Raw genomic sequence first — 18,019 nt, 5'->3', positions numbered from 1 at the left:
TAGCTTCGCTCACGCCGCCTTCATTGTATGGAGCCTGCTTATACTTTTATTTCTTTTCCACCAAGGGTTGTGAATAGTAGCTCATGTTCGTTTCTGATAAAAATGATCTAGAACTTATGCTTCTAAGATTTTTTTGCCGTAGCCTGCAAGCATATGATCCGGCTGAATCGCTAATGCTTGATTAAACATTTCCATTGCTTTTTTTGAGTCCTCTTTAAAACCGTATGCGACCCCTAAATTATAATAAGCATCTGCATGATTAGGATCTAATTGAACACATTGGTTAAACTGCTTGATTGCTTCTTCTATATATTCTGCTTGTGCAAGGCATAATCCTAATTGAAAATAAGCTTCCGCATCTTGATCATTCAGCTCAACCGATCTTTGTAAATAAGGAATCGCCATTGTCGGATTTTCTAAAGCAATAAGGGTAAGACCTAACATAAAGAAATTATCGCTGTTTTCCATCCCTTTTTGTATGGCCAATTCAAACATCGTTTTTGCGTCGTCTAGCTTTTCATTTTCAAAATAAACATTTCCTGCACTATAGTAAGCAGCAGCTGCATTTTCATCTAATTCGATTGCTTTTTTATAAAAAGTCAACGCTCTTTCTTGATCCCCTAACGCAGATAATACATTGCCAAAATTTATATAAGAAACAGGGTTTTGTGGATCCTTTTCGATTTCCTCCATAAAAACTTTTGCAGCTTCTTCCCATTTTCCTTCTTGCATATATTGTATTCCAAGTTGATTATTTTCCATTTTAACACTCCATTACTTTCTTTATGTACAAAGTATAGCATACTTCTTCCTTGCTCGCCTTTTATCCTCGAATGGCTACGGTCTGCTGTTTTCAAATGGCAGTTTTCTCAAAGTTTATTGTTTTTTACGTAAAAAAATCGGAGAAGAAATACTCAGCAGACTGAATATACGTAGACTCCTGTGGGAATGCGAGAAAGACGAGACCCCACAGAAGCGTATGCGACGAGGAGGCTCGACGCTCGCCCACGGAAAGCGAAGTGTATTCAGGCTGCGGGTTTAAAAGCAACAATCTATACGAAAACAGCCTTTCAAATAAACATACTTACCTTAATTGACAAAAAAAGAGAAACTTTAAATGATATTCCCATCCAATTCGAATCAACTTTTTGATCCATCGAAAAAGATTAGAAATAACTTTTAAAGTTTCTCTACATGATTATCCTACATAGGTTAATTTTTCCTTATTTCTAAACACGGTGTCAATCGTTCCGCCGCCAAGGCATTCTTCTCCTTGATAAAATACAACGGCTTGCCCTGGTGTAATTGCACGTATCGGTTCATGGAAAATAACTTTTACTTTGTTATCATCCAAACGTTCAACGGTTACTTTATTATCAGGCTGACGATATCTAAATTTAGCTGTACATTCAAAAGTTTCGGAAGCAGCGTCAGGTGAAACCCAGCTGACATCTGTTGCAATAATGCTGTCCGAATACAATAATTCATGGTGAAAACCTTGACCTACATATAAAACGTTTCTTTGTAAATCTTTTCCGATTACAAACCAAGGATCACCGCTCCCACCAATTCCTAAACCATGTCTTTGACCAATCGTATAATACATTAATCCGTCATGACGTCCGACAACTTTCCCATCAAATGTTTCCATATTCCCTTTTTGCGCAGGCAAATAGCCGCTTAAAAACTCTTTGAAGTTCCGTTCGCCGATAAAGCATATGCCGGTGCTGTCTTTTTTAGTTGCTGTTGCCAAGTTTGCTTTTGCAGCTAATTCGCGCACCTTTGCTTTTTCTATATTGCCGATTGGAAACATTACTTTGCTTAATTGTTCTTCCGTTAACTGATTTAAAAAATATGTTTGGTCTTTATTTTCATCTTTTCCACGCAGCATTCGAACTTTGCCGTTTTCTCTGACAACTTGTGCATAATGCCCTGTTGCTAAATAGTCAGCTCCTAAATTCATCGCATGTTCAAGAAATGCTTTAAATTTAATTTCTTTGTTGCATATGACATCTGGGTTAGGTGTTCTTCCTGCTTTGTATTCATCAAGAAAATACGTAAACACTTTATCCCAATACTGCTTTTCAAAGTTAACTGCATAATATGGAATTCCTATTTGGTTGCAAACACGGATAACGTCTTCATAATCCTCCGTCGCTGTACATACACCAAACTCATCCGTATCATCCCAGTTTTTCATAAAAATGCCGATCACATCATATCCTTGCTCTTTTAAAAGCAGTGCGGCAACAGAGGAGTCGACTCCCCCGGACATACCTACCACTACTCTTGTATCTTTTGGTGCTTTTTCCATTTCTATCCCCCTTATGCCTTTCTAACCCTATATAAATAAAACATTATTTTTTTGCAGTCTAAGACAATAGATTATCACTTCGTTAATCTTTGGACAATCTTTGCTAATTCCTGACCAACTTTTTCAATTTGTTCTTCCGTATTGTATAGTCCAAAACTAAAACGAATCGAGTTTTTCGTTCTCTCTGAATTTTCTCCAAACATGCTGACTAACACATGAGATGGTTCAACCGATCCTGCCGTACATGCAGATCCACTCGATGCAGCGATACCAGCTAAATCTAGATTCACTAACATTGCCTCCACATTAGTTCCAGGAAAACTTAAGTTTAAAACATGAGGCAATGATTTATCAACTAATCCGTTTTGTTCATAAGTAATTTTGTGATCGGTTAATTGTTGTAAAAGTATCTTTTTATACGTTTTAAGCTGCTCTCTTTTTTGTTGTCTTTCGTTTTGAGCTATCTCGACCGCTAGCTGAAATCCTGCGACTGCAGGAACATTTTCTGTACCTGCTCTTCTTTTGCGCTCCTGCTCTCCTCCGTAAAAGCGTGGGGAAAGGCTTATGCCACTTTCCATATATAAAAATCCGATTCCTTTTGGTCCATTAATTTTATGCGAGGAAACTGATAATAAATTAATATGCTGTTCTTTTACATCTATCTCTTCTAATCCGTATGCTTGAACGGCGTCAGTGTGAAAAATTGCTTGATGGTCCTTTATTAATTCGCCTATTTCTTTTATTGGCTGAATCGCACCAACCTCATTATTCCCGTACATAATCGTAACAAGAATTGTATCCTCTCTTAATGCTTCTTTCAGGTCATTTAGATTGATGACCCCAAATTCATTTACTGGTAGATACGTCACTTCAAACCCTTGTTTCTCCAGCTGTTGACAAGTATGCAAAATAGCATGGTGTTCAATTTGTGTCGTAATAATATGCTTTCCATTTTCACTATAGCTTTCTGCCACTCCAAAAATCGCATGATTATCCGCTTCTGTTCCGCCGCTTGTAAATATAATTTCCGTTGCTTTAGCGCCAATACTGGCTGCTAAAGAAGCTCTAGCATCGTCGATAATATTTCTCGCATTTCTTCCAAACGAATGGATACTAGATGGATTTCCGTAACATTCATTCATCACATGATATACTTTATCTATTACTTTTGGATGCATGGGAGCTGTTGCCGCATGATCCACATAAATTCGTTCCAATTCTTTCACCTACTACTTAAAAGTTTAGTTAAAAGAGATGTTCATATCCACCAAATGAAAGCCTCTGAGCTTAAATATAAAACATATAGGTGTCTGTATCACCCTCTTCTTGATAGTTCGCTAAATCTTCAATCGTTGTGCTGTCTAACACATTCTTAACCGCATCTCTTATTTTCATCCATAATGCTTTTTTTGCAGGCTCTTCATCCTCAATTCCTTCCACTGGACTAATTGGCCCTTCAAGTGTTCGAATAATATCACCTGCTGTAATATTTTTCGGATCATCTCCTAAAACATAACCACCATACGCTCCTCGAATACTCCTTACAAATCCAGCATTTCTTAAAGGTGCTACTAATTGCTCCAAATAATGTTCCGATAAATCATTTGTTTGTGCGATCGATTTAAGCGAAATTGGTCCCTCACCATGTTTTTTTGCAAGCTCCATCATAATAGTTAGTCCGTAACGACCTTTTGTCGAAATTTTCATTATGTTTCCCCCTATATGGTTTATTGAAGTTTTTTTATTGTAATAGTTAATAAAGAACAAAAAAGCCGGTGATCATCCAGCTCCTCATTGTAAAACTAAATCAAAAAACAATTTATTCGCTGGGCTTTGTTAAACTTGCCTGTTTGATTGCAGCGAGATGCGTTCGTTTTCCGCGGGCGGTCCGGGATCCTACTCAGCGCTGTACGGAGGTCACTGAAAAAGTGAATGCTATAATATATAGGTAGTGACAATCCAAGCAACGCAGAGGTTTTCGTTCGGTTTTCCGAGGCTTACCAAAATGATGGTCGTTTTCAAACTCTCCATACCATTTTTATCCTAATAAATTAAAGTGTTTCACCTATAATTTATCTAATAAAACACTTTTTCAGTGCCGTCGTTGTGCGCCTGTGGGGTCTCCATCTGACTCGCTTTTTCTGCAGGAGTTTCACGCCTGGAACGAAAATCAACATAGTGCCAAAATCAATAATGAGCTTAACATAGCCATTCACTAAAATATAGTGATTTCTTTTATATACAAGTAATCTGATAGACAGAGAAGATTATAGCATATTTATGGGTTCTTTGCCTTATTTGCTATACTATATTGTTCATTATTAATACTTTATATCCTATCTATTCAATAGGATATCATATTTTTTATTATTTTTTCCTTTTTCAGCTCATATTTGTTGATGCTGTTTTTATCGTCCTATTCTTTTTTACAAAAACTGCTATCCAATTGACAGCAGTTTTTTATAAATAGTATGTAGTTTTAAAGTAATCGAAAACATTTGTCGAGTGCCCAAACTATTTGTTTACTAATTTTAATGTTGCCATGGCCATAATTTTTATTCCATTTAACAGACTGTCTAACTGAAAGGTCATTTCCGGATGGTGAAGTCCTGGCAGCAAATCGGTTCCTAGTCCTATCATGGTTGCTTGTAATTGCTGATTTTTCTGCGGGTAGAAATGAAAATCTTCTCCACCTGGTGTGACAGGCGGCAATACAATATTCTCAGGTCCAAGCATTTCTTTAATACTATCGCCGACCACTTCTTCCATAAACTCATTTGGCTGAGCGGCAACCATTCCTGATATTCTTTCGACTTCTACTTTCGCACCATTTGCTTCGCCAGCACTTTGGATGCTTCGGTTTACTTTTTCCAACAAATCTTCCATCGCTTCATTTGTTTGCGCTCTTACATCTACACCAAATTCTGCATAATCAGGAATAATATTATAATTTTTCCCACCTGCCTGGGCAAAGGTCATTTTTACGGTCGCCGGGATGACAGGATTAACAGGAATGGAACGGATAGCTGCATTAATAGCGGTTAAACTGTCAATCACATTGACTCCTAAATGATGGCGAGCTCCATGTGCCTGCACCCCATATATTTTTCCTTTTAAAATGGCTGCAGCACCATGATAAATAGCAGGAGACGCTTTACCAAAAGGCATTTCTTGAATCGGTCTCAAATGTAAACCGATTAAATAATCTATATCGTCCATCACGCCTTTTTGAATAAGCGATAACGCCCCATCACCTGTTTCCTCCGCAGGTTGAAAAATGCTTTTAATCGTTCCGGTTGGCTTCACACCTAATTCTTTTAAACATTTTAATGTAAAAAGCAAGATGGTCATATGGGCATCATGACCGCAAGAATGATTGGCTTTCCACTCTCCATTCACATTTTGCCATAATGCATCCATATCCGTTCTTAAACCAATAACAGGTCCATCGCTTTTCCCCCAAAGCCCAATTACACCCGTTTGGTCAGCAAAACGCTCATAAGGAATTTCCAGGCTGTCCAACTGCTTGCAAATAAAATCCGTCGCCTTTTTCTCTTCCCAGCTAATCTCTCCATTTTCATGCAAATAGTGATACATTGCTTTTATTTCTTGTTCTCGTTCCTCTACCCATGCTTTTATTTTCTCCTGCATATATTACCTCCGTTTTTTCACAATATAATAATTAACAGACTCTGCTGTTTTTTGAAAATCAACAATTTTATAGCTTAATTATTTTCATATACTTTTCTATCTAATAAGCATTTGCGAATAACTGCTTCATTTAACTCATAACCTATGCCAGCAATTTCTGGAACTGCAATTGTTCCCAGAGCGGATAATTCAACTTCTGGAGTGATAATATCCTCCTTCCAATAACGGTTAGAAGCTGAGGTATCTCCTGCAATCGTAAAATTGGCCAACGAGGTAATCGCAATATTATGGGCTCGGCCAATTCCTGCTTCTAACATACCTCCGCACCATACCGGCATATGATGCTGTTGACAAATATCATGAATCTTTTTCGCTTCAGTTAATCCGCCAACACGGCCTATTTTTATATTAATAATTTGGCAGCTTTCCATTTCAATCGCTTTGCGGACATCTTCGGCAGAATGAATACTTTCGTCTAAACAAATAGGTGTGGTCATTTGTTTTTGCAACGTTGCATGATCAATCATATCGTCATATGCAAGAGGCTGTTCGATCATTAGTAACTTTAATGAATCCAGCTCTTTTAATGTTTCTACGTCTTTTAGTGTGTACGCAGAATTCGCATCTGCCATCAATGGGATATCATATCCGAATTTTTCTCTAATTCTCGTTAGTGGTTCGATATCGTAACCAGGTTTTATTTTCACTTTTATTTTTTTATATCCTTCTGATAGAAACCTTTCTACCTTTGTTAGTAAATCATCTATTGATTTTTCAATGCCAATGCTGACACCAACATCAATGGTTTTATTTGTTCCTCCAAGCGCTTTTGCCAGAGAAATACCCTGCTTTTTGCTGTAAAGATCCCAAACAGCGCCTTCCAACGCAGCTTTTGCCATATTATTTCTCCTAATTGGTGCAAAGATCGCAGAAACATCATCTGGATGCTCTATCTTGTTGCTAAATAATAATGGAATTAAAAATTCGTCTAGCATATACGAAATAGTGCCAGTTGTTTCTTCACTATAAGTCGGATTTGGGAGGGCAACTGACTCCCCATATCCAATTTGTTCCCCACTGTGCATTCGTATAATTAAAAAATCTTTTTCAAACAAGTTCCCAAAGCTTGTTTCAAATGGATGCAGCAACGGCATTTTCACATGTTCTAACACTATTTTTTCTATATTCATTTTGGTCACTTCCTAGCAATAGCTTATTAATTAATTTTAACAACTTTTTGAATAGTTTGTAAATTATTTATTTCGACTTTCGAAAATAATTTCCCCATTAAAAAATGGGCCTGTTCAAGATCAGCCCATACATTTTTTACTTACTAGTTTTCTTCCCGTAACTTTGTCAATTTTTCATAAATGGCGCCAAGCTTTTTCTCTTCTCCTGCTTCTGTGGGATGATAGTACTGTGTGCCTTTTAAATTTTCTGGCAAATAATCTTGCTTCACCCAGCCGCCAAAAGTTCCAATCGGAAAATCATGTGGATACACATAACCGATATGTCCTAACGCTTTGGAACCGGCATAGTGGCCGTCTCGTAAATGCATCGGAATGTCGCCAACCTTGCCTGCATGAATAGCAGCAATTGCATTATCTAATGCTTTATAAGCAGCGTTTGATTTGGAGGAAAGACACATTTCCACCACTGCTACCGAAAGAGGTATTCTTGCTTCTGGCAATCCAAGCCGTTCACTCGCTGTAACCGCTGCTAATACATTGTTTCCGACAGAAGTTTTCGCAAGGCCAATATCTTCATAGGCAATAACTAATAACCGTCGATTGAGGGCAACTAAATCGCCTGTTTCTATTAAATGGGCTAAATAGTAAAGCGCCGCATCTACATCACTGCCTCTGATGCTTTTTTGTAAACTGGATAAAAGGTTATAAAAATGCGATCCCTTTTTATCACCAAATACGCCGACTTTCTCAAGCATTTGCGCTACCGTTTCGTCTTTTACTATATATGTATCTTCTTTTTTGTCGGATGAGTAGACAATCGATTCTAATAGAGTCAATGCTTTTCTAGCATCTCCATTTGTTCCTAATGCAATATTCGTTATTTGCTCTTTTGTGATGGCAATATCAAGGCTTCCCAATCCTTTTTCTTTATCCTCGATGGCACGATGCAATAATTCTTCAATATCTTCTGCTGTTAAGCGCTTTAATTGCTTGATTTGTCCACACCGGCTTCTAATCGCAGGATTGACATCGTGGTAAGGATTCTCCGTTGTTGCTCCTATCAGAATAATATCACCACGCTCCACATGGGGGAGGAGATAATCTTGCTGCGCCTTATTAAAACGATGAATTTCATCTAAAAATAAAATCACTTTTCCCGTTAATCTCGCCTCATCAACAACATGTTCCACATCTTTTTTTCCCGCTGTTGTTGCATTTAATGCAATAAACGGTAGCTTCGTTGTCCCTGCAATCGCAAAAGCAATCGACGTCTTGCCAATCCCTGGTTCACCATATAATAGCATGGAAGGAACAAAGCCATTTTTTAGCATTTTATATAAACTTGTCTGTTTCCCGATTACTTCTTTTTGTCCGACTACTTCCTCGATTGTAGTTGGTCTCATTCGATAGGCAAGTGGTTCACCGTTCATTTTATAACACCTTCTTATCACACTTCTTACCTATAATTATAGCGGAAAAAGACGTGAAAAAGAAAATAAGTGCGTTTATTTGGGAAGAATTGAGGAGATTTGTTGCTGCCACAACCGTGTTTTTTCGGCATCCATTTGGTTTTCTGCTGACGTTTATTTTTTCTTTCATTGCACACTTTTTCCCACCGTCATCCTCTATTTCCCACGCTCCTGTCTAGGTGTTATAATCTCTTTACTTTCCCCACCAAGAGGCATGATGTCTCCTCTATCGCTTTTAAAATACAGAGGCAGCCCTTCACTTAAATACATGCTCGTTTTTGCAGGGTTTTGTCTTTGATGATGAATGTGTAAATGTGGTTCACTGGAAGAACCAGAGTTTCCTACTTTAGCTAAAGGCGTGCCAACATCTACTAATTGACCTTCTTTCACCATTATCGAATCCTTTTTAATATGCGCCAGCACTAAATAAGTTTTCGTTTCTTGTATTTTAATAAAAATATAGTTTCCCATCATTGTCTTTTTTTCTTCCTTGCCTGGGGTACTATCCTTTTCTTGATCATATACACCTATTATTGTTCCTTTAACAGGAGATATAATCTCTTTATTAAAAACGCCATAATCTGTAAGTTTCTTCGAATGAATAGAATGAGGCTTCATAATTAAATCATACGCCCATCTTTCAAAAGGAACCTTTACATGTGGGTTGTTCGTACTCATTGTATCTCCACCCCAGCCAACGATAACGTCTTCAGAAAATGGAGAATAAATGGAGACTTGCGGTTTGGTATGTTCTATTTTTGCTGGATATTGTAGACTTCCAATATTTAAAAACCAGCAAAAAGGCCAAGCCATCACCATAAATAAAAGGAAAAAACCGAGAAAGCTACTTGTTACTTTTTTACGTCTCACAAGCTTGATAATAAAAAGAACGAATAATATGAATAAAACAAGGATGCCGATCAAACTCCCGCCTAGTATCCCCCACCAACTGACAACTCCAACTATTCCACCGATAAAGTAGGCACTAATCCATTCAGCGATTAGAATCAATGCAATTATAGCCATCCCTATCATTTTTCCTTTCACCTATTTTCACTCCCTTGATAAATGTTGCTTTTTCGATTTCAAAAACGTGCGCTTATCGAAAATCATAATAGGCTGAGCAGCTCTTACATTCTACTCAGCCTATTTCCCTTACTACAAATACCTTTTATCCTGCCACATCCCTTTTCTTAAATACATAAAAGGCAAGAATATGAAACAGCAAGAAGTAAATTACGAGCATCATAATGGAAAAGTTTAATGTCATTCCTCTTACTATTGGAGTTCCCTCAAAGTATTGGGTTAGATCTGTATTAGCAAATAAAATATATTTAGCCCATTCAAATCGGTTTGCTAACATAAAGGTAACAGTAGTTCCCATAAACATTAAAAAAATTGAAATGCCGATTGCCAGTGAACTGTTTCTAAATACAGTAGAAATCATAAACGCCATCGTTGTCAGCATCAACACACCAATTGAATTAAGTCCATAAAAAATAAGTAAGTGAACTACGATATTTTGTTCTTTTACAACGCCATCATAATAGTTTAAATACGGATAAGCCTGCTCCGGGAAGCCAAATAATAAGGCACCAAGGATAAACGAAAAACCAAATAAAAGAACCAGCATAAAGCATCCAAATAAAACAACGGTAATATACTTGGACAACAGTAATTTCGCTCTGCTAATAGGGCGAATCAATAACAGCTTCACCGTTCCCCAGTTAAATTCATTGGCGACAATTCCTGCCGCAATAATAATCGTAAATAATCCTGCAAGTATAATAAACTTTGATCCATCTGCAACAAAATTCCAAACAGAATAATCAGCATTTGTAGAAATATCATGTGCGATTCGATACTCATTAACTGCAATCGTTCTTTTATTAAAATTTTCTGTTCCTGCTGGCAGCTCTTCATTTTTCAACTCTTCTTTTAATCGTTTGTTTTCCAGCTCTAATCCATGTTTCCAATTATCATTATCTGGAACCGTTAAGCCACTATCTTGATATTTTACAATGCCTCCAGCTACCGCCACAATCAATAGTAGAATGAGTGCCATCACAATCGTTGCAGGACGTTTCCAAATTTTCATCCATTCATTCCGAACAAGCTGAATCATCTATTCTCCCTCCCTTAAACTCGTTACTTCTAAGAAACGATCTTCTAATGTTTTCGAAATTTCTTTTACGCCGTAAATCTTGACATCATTTACTGCTAGCTGTTTTATCATTTCAGGCAAATCTTCTCTTGTTATTGGTGCTTCTATTCCTTTTTCAGTTGTAGCAACGACTTTCACTTCTGGCATGCTTTTACCGATTATTTCTGCAACCAGGTCCGGATTATCTACTTCTATTTCATACATCTTCTCTTTTGTATCCACAAAATCTTTTACTAATTGGACATCGACTAACTGTCCATTTTGAATAATGCCAATGCGGTCACACATCATTTCCATTTCTGATAATAAGTGACTTGATACAATGACGGCCATATTCCGTTCTCTTGCCAGCATTCGTAAATGATCTCTAATTTCACGAATTCCCGCTGGATCTAAACCATTTGTCGGTTCATCCAGTATAAGCACTTTTGGATCATGCAAAAGACTTTGAGCAAGTCCTAGCCTCTGCCTCATTCCAAGAGAATACGTTTTTACCTTATCGTGAATACGATCTTTTAATCCAACTAACTCGACGACTTCCATGATTTTTTCGTTTGTAATTCCTTTCGTCATCCGAGCATAATGAATAAGATTTTGATAGCCGCTTAAAAACTTATACATCTCTGGATTCTCAACGATTGCACCAACATGCTGAACTGCTTTTTCAAAGTTTTTGCGAACACTTTCTTTACAAATAAGAATATCGCCTTCACTCATGCAGATTAAGCCAACAATCATTCGAATCGTTGTCGTTTTCCCTGCACCATTCGGTCCTAAAAAACCAAATACTTCTCCAGCTTCTACATTAAAACTTAACGAGTCAATAATCTTTTTTCCTTTAATAACTTTGGAAACATTTTTTAATTCTACTATGCTTGTCATTTGATTCACCTTCCAATCATCCTATAATGAATGCTTTATATTTTCCTTTAACCACTCTACCACAGTTTGGCCTTTCTCTTCTCTTAACTGATCGACAGAAAATTGACCAACAATTTTGCCATTATTGATTGCGATTACTTCATCAAGAATTGGTTCCATTTCCGCTATTTCATGTGTTGCAATGATGACTGTCTGCTCTTCAAAATCGATAAAGGTTAATATCCCTTTTACTATCGATTCCCTTACCATTGGATCTAGTCCAGAAAATGGTTCATCTAATAAAAGGACTGGCACTTTTCGACTTAAGCTGATGACTAGCTTTAATCTTCCTCTGTTTCCTTTAGACAAGTTTTTAATTTTTTTAGCGGGGTCAAGCTGCATAAATGTTAACAGCTCTTTTGCTTTTTCTTGCTGGAAATCAGGAAACTGCGAAGCGGAGAACTCCATTATATCCTTTACAGTAAAGCCATCATAAAACATATCTAATTCAGTTAAATAAGAAACATCGCTTGCAATCTTCCGGGTTGCCTTTTTATCGTTTACGAAAACATGACCCGAAGTCGGCTGGACTAATCCAGCAATCATTTTTAATGTTGTTGATTTTCCGCTGCCGTTAGCGCCTACTAGTCCGTATATTTTTCCTTTTTCCAATTGCAGCTCTACGTTTTCCAACGCTGTTTCTTTCCCGTATTTTTTCGAAACGTGCTGAAATATAATCACTAATTATCCCCCTTTCTTACTTTCAAATACAATGTTAGCTGATCGATCATTTCGGTTTCGGTCATTCCCAACTCCTTCATTTTAGAAAAAAATTGATCAATTATTTCAAATTGAAGCTGCTTTTTCATTTCATCAAGTATCCTTTCATCTACCGTAATAAACGTACCTTGGCCCCTTTTTGTTTCAACGATTTGCATCCTTTCCAATTCACTGTACGTCCTTTGAATTGTATTTGGATTAACACCTGATTCAATGGCCATCTCCCTAACAGAAGGCAATTTTTGTCCTGATATTAATTCATTTCGGGCAACTTGCAGCATAATTTTATCGACAATTTGCAAGTATATTGGTCTTGCTGCATGATAGTCTTCTGCCATATATGGTTACACCTCCACTTTTCTGTCCAATAACCAGGAAGAAATAAAAAATAGAATAATTGTAATACAAAGATAGCCTGCGATGACAACAAGAGAAACTTCTGTAGACTCGATGCTGGTACTAAAGGAACCTTCACTTCCTTGAAACTGCAGCGCATTTCCGATCTTAATAACACCGATTTGCTTCAGCTCTTTGATAAACGATAATTTATCTAGAAAATTAGTAACGGCTTCCCAAGCATTCCACATGAGAAAGAGAAGCAGCCATCTAATTTTTTTCAGCCAAGTAATTTTGGCTAAAGAGTGATAAATAACCCAGTAAAAAATACCCCAAATACTCATAAAGTCAGATATAGAAAGAATAAAAATTCCCATAAACAGTAATTCAGTACGAGTAAAAATTAGATTCATTTGATCTGACATCCTTAGACAGATGGTTGCAAAGAGGATACTAATGGTAAGAGAAATAACTGCGAAAATGAAACTAGACAATATTTTAGACAAAAGTAATAGTATACTGCTGTTTGGATTATGAAGCCATAATTGTGTTTTTCCTTCAACCCGCAAGCTACTATAAATAGATAACGGAAGATAAATAACATGTGCTCCAACTAAACCAAAAGCAAAAACTGCTACAATATCAAATTTTTGATAATATCCAGAAAATCCAAATCCAGTCGCAATCATAATTGCCATCATGATTAAAAACGTATAAAACATCGTTTTGGAGAGCTTTAAATCTTTTTTTAACAACCCTTTAAAAGCCTTCATTATTTTCCCCCAATAATTAATGTATTAGTGTACTATTTAAATAGTACACTAATACATTAATTATCGTCAATAGATATTTGTAATAATATCCATTTTTTCCTCTAATCTGGTTCAGACTCTTCAAATAACGAGATTTTGAAGATTTTTGCAGAAAAATAGCTAAATAAGAAAAACTGAAACAATGGATGCTCGATTGTCTTAAGCAATAAAAAAACCTCCTTATACGCAAGGAGGTTTCCATTTACTTTTCATCTTTTACTCTAATTATATTAATATCTCCCAACAGCTCTTTCACGACATGGCTTGCCATAATTAGCCCAGCAACTGACGGGACAAACGCATTGGAAGATGGCGGCATTTTTGCTTTGCGAATGGCGGCATCCTCTTTTCCGACCACTTTTCGAATATCTTCGCGAATGACAATTGGACTTTCATCGGAAAAAACAACTGGGATTCCTTTGCGAATTCCTTCTTTTCTTAACCGTGTACGAACAACTTTTGCAATCGGATCCGTATGTGTTTTACTTATATCTGCTATTTGAAAACGAGTCGGATCCATTTTATTAGCAGCCCCCATACTGGAGATAATCGGAATATTTCGTTGTAAACACTCTTTCATCAAATGAATTTTGTAGCTTATCGTATCAGAAGCATCTACCACATAGTCTAAGCCGTATGCAAAAATTTCTTCATATGTCTCTTCCGTATAAAACATTTTTAATGCAATTACTTCGCATTCTGGGTTTATATCAGCTATTCTTTCTTTCATAATGTCTACTTTTGGGCGGCCAACTGTAGATAATAAAGCAATGATTTGACGGTTCACATTCGTAATATCGACATCATCTTTATCGATTAAGATTATTTTCCCAACTCCAGTTCTGGCAAGCGCTTCTGCCGCAAACGACCCAACTCCGCCAATTCCTAATACAGCTACTGTACTGTTTTTCAACTGATCCAAGCCTTCTTTTCCTATCGCTAATTCATTCCTTGAAAATTGATGCAACATTTATTTTTCAACTCCATCTATTTTTGTTCTCATAAATACTAAGTATAGATTAGATAGTTACTATCCTTATTTTATATCATCTAAACCCGCAACATCTTTTGTAATATATCATAATTTTCATGGTGCTACTACCTTCTACTAATTATACCTATTTTTTATAACACAAAAGAGGTGGTATTGTCGAAAAATCTACAATACCACCTCTTTTCATTACTTATCTTTTTTACTTAAATTTAACGCAAGATGCAATTCATTTAATTGATTTTCACTTACTTCACCTGGTGCATTTGTCATTAAGCAGCTTGCACTTGCTGTTTTTGGGAAGGCAATCGTATCACGAAGATTTGTTTTGCCTGACAATAGCATAATTAAACGGTCTAAACCAATCGCAATTCCCCCGTGTGGTGGTGTTCCGTATTCGAATGCATCTAATAAGAAACCAAATTGCTCATATGCTTCTTCTTGTGAAAAGCCTAAATGGCTAAACATTTTTTCTTGTATATGCTTTTCAAAAATACGCAATGATCCTCCGCCAAGCTCATATCCATTTAAGACAATATCATATGCTTGCGCTTTTACTTGCTTCGGATTTGTATCTAGTAATTCGATGTCTTCTCTTTGCGGCATTGTAAATGGATGATGCGCTGCGTAGAAACGGCCTTCTTCTTCGTCGAATTCAAATAATGGCCAGTCTGTCACCCATAAGAAATTAAACTTGCTTTCGTCAATTAATTGTAATTCTTTTGCAAGTTTTAAACGAAGCGTACCTAAGCTATCCGCAACAATATTTGTTTTATCTGCAACAAATAATAGTAAGTCGCCGCTTTCAATCGAAAGTGCTGATGCCATTGCCTTTTGTTCTTCTTCGGAAATAAATTTAGCGATTGGACCTTTAAGGCCTTCTTCATCAGCTTTTAACCATGCTAACCCTTTTGCACCGTATACTTTTACAAATTCAGTTAACGCATCAATATCTTTACGTGAATATTTGTCGCTAGCGTTCTTCACATTAATTGCTTTCACTTGACCGCCTGTTTCAACTGCAGCTGCAAACACTTTAAAACTTGAATCTTTGACGATTTCGGAAAGATTCACTAGTTCCATGTCAAAACGAGTATCTGGTTTATCTGAACCATATCTGCTCATCGCTTCATCATAAGGCATTCTTGGGAATGGCAGCGCAACGTCTATTCCCTTCACTTCTTTCATAATTCGTGCCATCATCTTTTCCATCATTTTCATAATGTCTTCTTGACTCATAAAGCTTGTTTCAATATCGAGCTGAGTAAATTCAGGCTGACGATCTGCGCGCAAATCTTCGTCGCGGAAGCAGCGAGCAATTTGATAATAGCGTTCAATTCCACCGACCATTAATAATTGTTTAAAAAGCTGCGGCGACTGAGGAAGGGCATAAAACTCACCTTCATGAACACGACTTGGTACAAGATAATCCCTTGCCCCTTCTGGTGTGCTTTTCTGTAAGATTGGTGTTTCAATATCTAAAAAGCCTTCTGCATCTAAAAAGTCTCTCATCACTTTCGTTACTTGATGACGCATTTTAAATGTTTCAAACATAGCTGGTCTTCTTAAATCTAAATAACGGTATTTCAACCTTACATCTTCTGCTACTTCCGTTTTATCTTCTATAGCAAACGGCGGTGTTTTTGATTCATTTAAAATCGTAATACCTTCGACGAAAATTTCAATTTTGCCAGTTTCCAACTTGTCATTAATCGTGTTTTCTTGTCTAGCAACTACTTTTCCTTTAATATCAAGCACAAATTCATTACGAACTTTGTCTGCAATTTCAATGGCTTCTTTATTCACTTCTGGATTAAAAACAATTTGTACGATACCTGTACGGTCTCTTAAATCAATAAAAATAAGTCCCCCAAGATCACGTCTTCTCTGCACCCAACCTTTTAAGACAACACTTTCTCCAATAGCAGCTTCTGTTACTTCGCCGCAATAATACGTTCTACCAAACATCTTGAATCCTCCTAAAACTCTACTCTATTTTTATTAATATGCTGAAAAATCTTTTAAAGCATCTACTAGATTTTTTAATTCTATTTCTTTTTGTTCGCCTGTTTCTAATGACTTTACGTTAATTTTATTGTTTTGCAATTCATCTTCCCCTAGTACTGCAACATACTTGGCACAAAGACGATCCGCCGCTTTAAACTGGCCTTTTATTTTTCGATTTAAATAATCTCTTTCAGCAGAGAAACCAGCTTGTCGCAAAGTATTAAGAAGGCCGACTGTATAGTCCTTTGCTTCTTCTCCTAATGAAACAAGAAAAACATCAATCGTTTTTTCGATCGGTAATTCAATATTTTCTGCTTTTAGGGATGCAAGCAATCGTTCAATACTCATCGCAAACCCAATTCCCGGTGCTTCTGGTCCATCTAATTCTTCTGTTAAGCCATCATATCTGCCGCCGCCGCAAAGTGTCGTGATCGCACCAAATCCTTCTGCTTCACTCATAATTTCAAAGGCAGTATGTTTATAATAATCTAATCCACGAACTAAATTAGAATCCACTACATATGGAATATTTAAAGCCGTTAAATATTTCTGTACTTTTTCAAAATATGCCTGAGATGCTTCATTTAAAAAATCAAGAATCGACGGTGCTGTGTTCATTAATGGATGCTCACGATCTTTTTTACAATCTAATATTCTCATTGGATTTTTTTCTAATCGCGTTTGACAATCATGGCAAAATTCACCGATGCTCGGTTTAAAATGAGCAATCAACGCTTCTCTATGAGCAATTCTACTGTCTTTATCACCAAGGCTGTTTACTACTAGCTTTAGTTTCGAAAGACCTAAGCTTTCATATACGGAAAACGCCAGTGCCATTACCTCTGCATCAATTGCCGGATCATTGCTTCCGATCGCTTCCACGCCAAACTGAACAAACTGGCGGAATCGTCCTGCCTGCGGACGTTCATAACGAAACATTGGTCCGCAATAATAAAGTTTAATTGGCTGATTAGCATATCCGTGCATTTTATTTTCCACAAATGAGCGAACAACTGAAGCAGTTCCTTCTGGACGTAATGTCAGACTTCTTTCCCCTCTGTCTTGGAATGTGTACATCTCTTTTTGCACAATATCCGTTGTATCCCCAACACTTCTTAAAAATAGTTCTGTATGTTCAAAAACCGGTGTGCGAATTTCATTATATTGAAATCTTTCACAAATTTCTCTTAACTTTTTTTCGATATACTGCCATTTTTCTACTTCACCAGGTAAAATATCCTGCGTTCCTCTAGGTATATTGATTGGCATTTATATGTATCCTCCTTATTCCGCAAATTACACTCATTTTAATGTAGTACCAACTTGTCTAAATGTGTGTTCAAAAAGTCATCAAATTAGAAGCAAACCAACGTAGTGATTCGCCGCTTATCATTTAATGACTTCCCTTTATACAACAAAAAACTCTCGTCCCTTGTATCATTCC

At 36.8% G+C, this 18,019-nt stretch carries 16 protein-coding genes; all 16 read right to left on the bottom strand.

Features of this window, described 5'->3' with window-relative positions; all coding sequences use genetic code 11:
- Positions 1 to 114: 114 nt before the first annotated feature.
- The 16 genes from ACTXGU_RS07015 to hisS all read right to left on the bottom strand — a co-directional run bounded on the left by ACTXGU_RS07015 (position 115) and on the right by hisS (position 17,844).
- The gene (locus ACTXGU_RS07015) at positions 115 to 762 is read right to left on the bottom strand and encodes a tetratricopeptide repeat protein (RefSeq protein ID WP_443480780.1); all 648 of its coding nucleotides are present in this window, start codon (positions 760 to 762) and stop codon (positions 115 to 117) included.
- 436 nt (positions 763 to 1,198) lie between these two features.
- Positions 1,199 to 2,314 carry a tRNA 2-thiouridine(34) synthase MnmA gene (gene mnmA, locus ACTXGU_RS07010; RefSeq protein WP_443480779.1) on the bottom strand — a complete coding sequence of 372 codons (1,116 nt, stop codon included), beginning with the start codon at positions 2,312 to 2,314 and terminating at the stop codon, positions 1,199 to 1,201.
- A 74-nt stretch (positions 2,315 to 2,388) separates the two neighbouring features.
- The gene (locus tag ACTXGU_RS07005) at positions 2,389 to 3,531 is read right to left on the bottom strand and encodes a cysteine desulfurase family protein (protein ID WP_443480778.1); all 1,143 of its coding nucleotides are present in this window, start codon (positions 3,529 to 3,531) and stop codon (positions 2,389 to 2,391) included.
- 70 nt (positions 3,532 to 3,601) lie between these two features.
- Positions 3,602 to 4,021, bottom strand: coding sequence for a cysteine metabolism transcriptional regulator CymR (gene cymR, locus ACTXGU_RS07000; protein WP_443480777.1), 420 nt, complete (start codon positions 4,019 to 4,021; stop codon positions 3,602 to 3,604).
- 807 nt (positions 4,022 to 4,828) lie between these two features.
- Positions 4,829 to 5,965 (bottom strand): M20 peptidase aminoacylase family protein, encoded by a 1,137-nt coding sequence (locus ACTXGU_RS06995; protein WP_443480776.1) that lies wholly within the window; start codon positions 5,963 to 5,965, stop codon positions 4,829 to 4,831.
- A 74-nt stretch (positions 5,966 to 6,039) separates the two neighbouring features.
- Positions 6,040 to 7,155, bottom strand: a complete 1,116-nt coding sequence (gene menC / locus ACTXGU_RS06990) for an o-succinylbenzoate synthase (RefSeq protein ID WP_443480775.1) — start codon at positions 7,153 to 7,155, stop codon at positions 6,040 to 6,042.
- Positions 7,156 to 7,298: 143 nt separating this feature from the next.
- Positions 7,299 to 8,585, bottom strand: coding sequence for a replication-associated recombination protein A (locus ACTXGU_RS06985; RefSeq protein WP_443480774.1), 1,287 nt, complete (start codon positions 8,583 to 8,585; stop codon positions 7,299 to 7,301).
- A 195-nt stretch (positions 8,586 to 8,780) separates the two neighbouring features.
- Positions 8,781 to 9,671, bottom strand: coding sequence for a peptidoglycan DD-metalloendopeptidase family protein (locus ACTXGU_RS06980; RefSeq protein WP_443480773.1), 891 nt, complete (start codon positions 9,669 to 9,671; stop codon positions 8,781 to 8,783).
- 124 nt (positions 9,672 to 9,795) lie between these two features.
- Positions 9,796 to 10,749, bottom strand: a complete 954-nt coding sequence (locus tag ACTXGU_RS06975; RefSeq protein WP_443480772.1) for an ABC transporter permease — start codon at positions 10,747 to 10,749, stop codon at positions 9,796 to 9,798.
- Positions 10,750 to 11,670, bottom strand: a complete 921-nt coding sequence (locus tag ACTXGU_RS06970; protein WP_443480771.1) for an ABC transporter ATP-binding protein — start codon at positions 11,668 to 11,670, stop codon at positions 10,750 to 10,752. It abuts the gene before it with no gap.
- A gap of 21 nt (positions 11,671 to 11,691) precedes the next feature.
- A complete protein-coding gene (locus ACTXGU_RS06965; RefSeq protein ID WP_443480770.1) occupies positions 11,692 to 12,390 on the bottom strand; it encodes an ABC transporter ATP-binding protein in 699 nt (232 codons plus the stop codon).
- Positions 12,390 to 12,767, bottom strand: coding sequence for a GntR family transcriptional regulator (locus tag ACTXGU_RS06960; protein ID WP_443480769.1), 378 nt, complete (start codon positions 12,765 to 12,767; stop codon positions 12,390 to 12,392). Before ACTXGU_RS06960 ends, ACTXGU_RS06965 begins: the two co-directional genes overlap by 1 nt.
- Before the next feature lie 6 nt (positions 12,768 to 12,773).
- Positions 12,774 to 13,538, bottom strand: coding sequence for a hypothetical protein (locus ACTXGU_RS06955; RefSeq protein WP_443480768.1), 765 nt, complete (start codon positions 13,536 to 13,538; stop codon positions 12,774 to 12,776).
- A gap of 241 nt (positions 13,539 to 13,779) precedes the next feature.
- The gene (locus ACTXGU_RS06950; RefSeq protein ID WP_443480767.1) at positions 13,780 to 14,547 is read right to left on the bottom strand and encodes a tRNA threonylcarbamoyladenosine dehydratase; all 768 of its coding nucleotides are present in this window, start codon (positions 14,545 to 14,547) and stop codon (positions 13,780 to 13,782) included.
- A 210-nt stretch (positions 14,548 to 14,757) separates the two neighbouring features.
- Positions 14,758 to 16,536 carry an aspartate--tRNA ligase gene (gene aspS, locus ACTXGU_RS06945; protein ID WP_443480766.1) on the bottom strand — a complete coding sequence of 593 codons (1,779 nt, stop codon included), beginning with the start codon at positions 16,534 to 16,536 and terminating at the stop codon, positions 14,758 to 14,760.
- A gap of 33 nt (positions 16,537 to 16,569) precedes the next feature.
- A complete protein-coding gene (gene hisS, locus ACTXGU_RS06940) occupies positions 16,570 to 17,844 on the bottom strand; it encodes a histidine--tRNA ligase (protein WP_443480765.1) in 1,275 nt (424 codons plus the stop codon).
- Positions 17,845 to 18,019 lie beyond the last annotated feature (175 nt).

The organism is Niallia sp. 01092, from assembly GCF_052318935.1.
Classification (GTDB): Bacteria; Bacillota; Bacilli; order Bacillales; family Cytobacillaceae; genus Niallia.
The sequence above is the reverse complement of the archived record's forward strand: the minus strand, read 5'-3'. Positions and strand labels throughout refer to the sequence as shown.

Coding starts and splice junctions, on each gene's coding strand:
- hisS (WP_443480765.1), bottom strand. CDS start 17,844: ATGCCAATCAATATACCTAGAGGAACGCAGGATATTTTACCTGGTGAA.
- cymR (WP_443480777.1), bottom strand. CDS start 4,021: ATGAAAATTTCGACAAAAGGTCGTTACGGACTAACTATTATGATGGAG.
- ACTXGU_RS06975 (WP_443480772.1), bottom strand. CDS start 10,749: ATGATTCAGCTTGTTCGGAATGAATGGATGAAAATTTGGAAACGTCCT.
- ACTXGU_RS06955 (WP_443480768.1), bottom strand. CDS start 13,538: ATGAAGGCTTTTAAAGGGTTGTTAAAAAAAGATTTAAAGCTCTCCAAA.
- ACTXGU_RS06995 (WP_443480776.1), bottom strand. CDS start 5,965: ATGCAGGAGAAAATAAAAGCATGGGTAGAGGAACGAGAACAAGAAATA.
- ACTXGU_RS06985 (WP_443480774.1), bottom strand. CDS start 8,585: ATGAACGGTGAACCACTTGCCTATCGAATGAGACCAACTACAATCGAG.
- aspS (WP_443480766.1), bottom strand. CDS start 16,536: ATGTTTGGTAGAACGTATTATTGCGGCGAAGTAACAGAAGCTGCTATT.
- menC (WP_443480775.1), bottom strand. CDS start 7,155: ATGAATATAGAAAAAATAGTGTTAGAACATGTGAAAATGCCGTTGCTG.
- ACTXGU_RS06960 (WP_443480769.1), bottom strand. CDS start 12,767: ATGGCAGAAGACTATCATGCAGCAAGACCAATATACTTGCAAATTGTC.
- ACTXGU_RS06970 (WP_443480771.1), bottom strand. CDS start 11,670: ATGACAAGCATAGTAGAATTAAAAAATGTTTCCAAAGTTATTAAAGGA.
- mnmA (WP_443480779.1), bottom strand. CDS start 2,314: ATGGAAAAAGCACCAAAAGATACAAGAGTAGTGGTAGGTATGTCCGGG.
- ACTXGU_RS06950 (WP_443480767.1), bottom strand. CDS start 14,547: ATGTTGCATCAATTTTCAAGGAATGAATTAGCGATAGGAAAAGAAGGC.
- ACTXGU_RS07015 (WP_443480780.1), bottom strand. CDS start 762: ATGGAAAATAATCAACTTGGAATACAATATATGCAAGAAGGAAAATGG.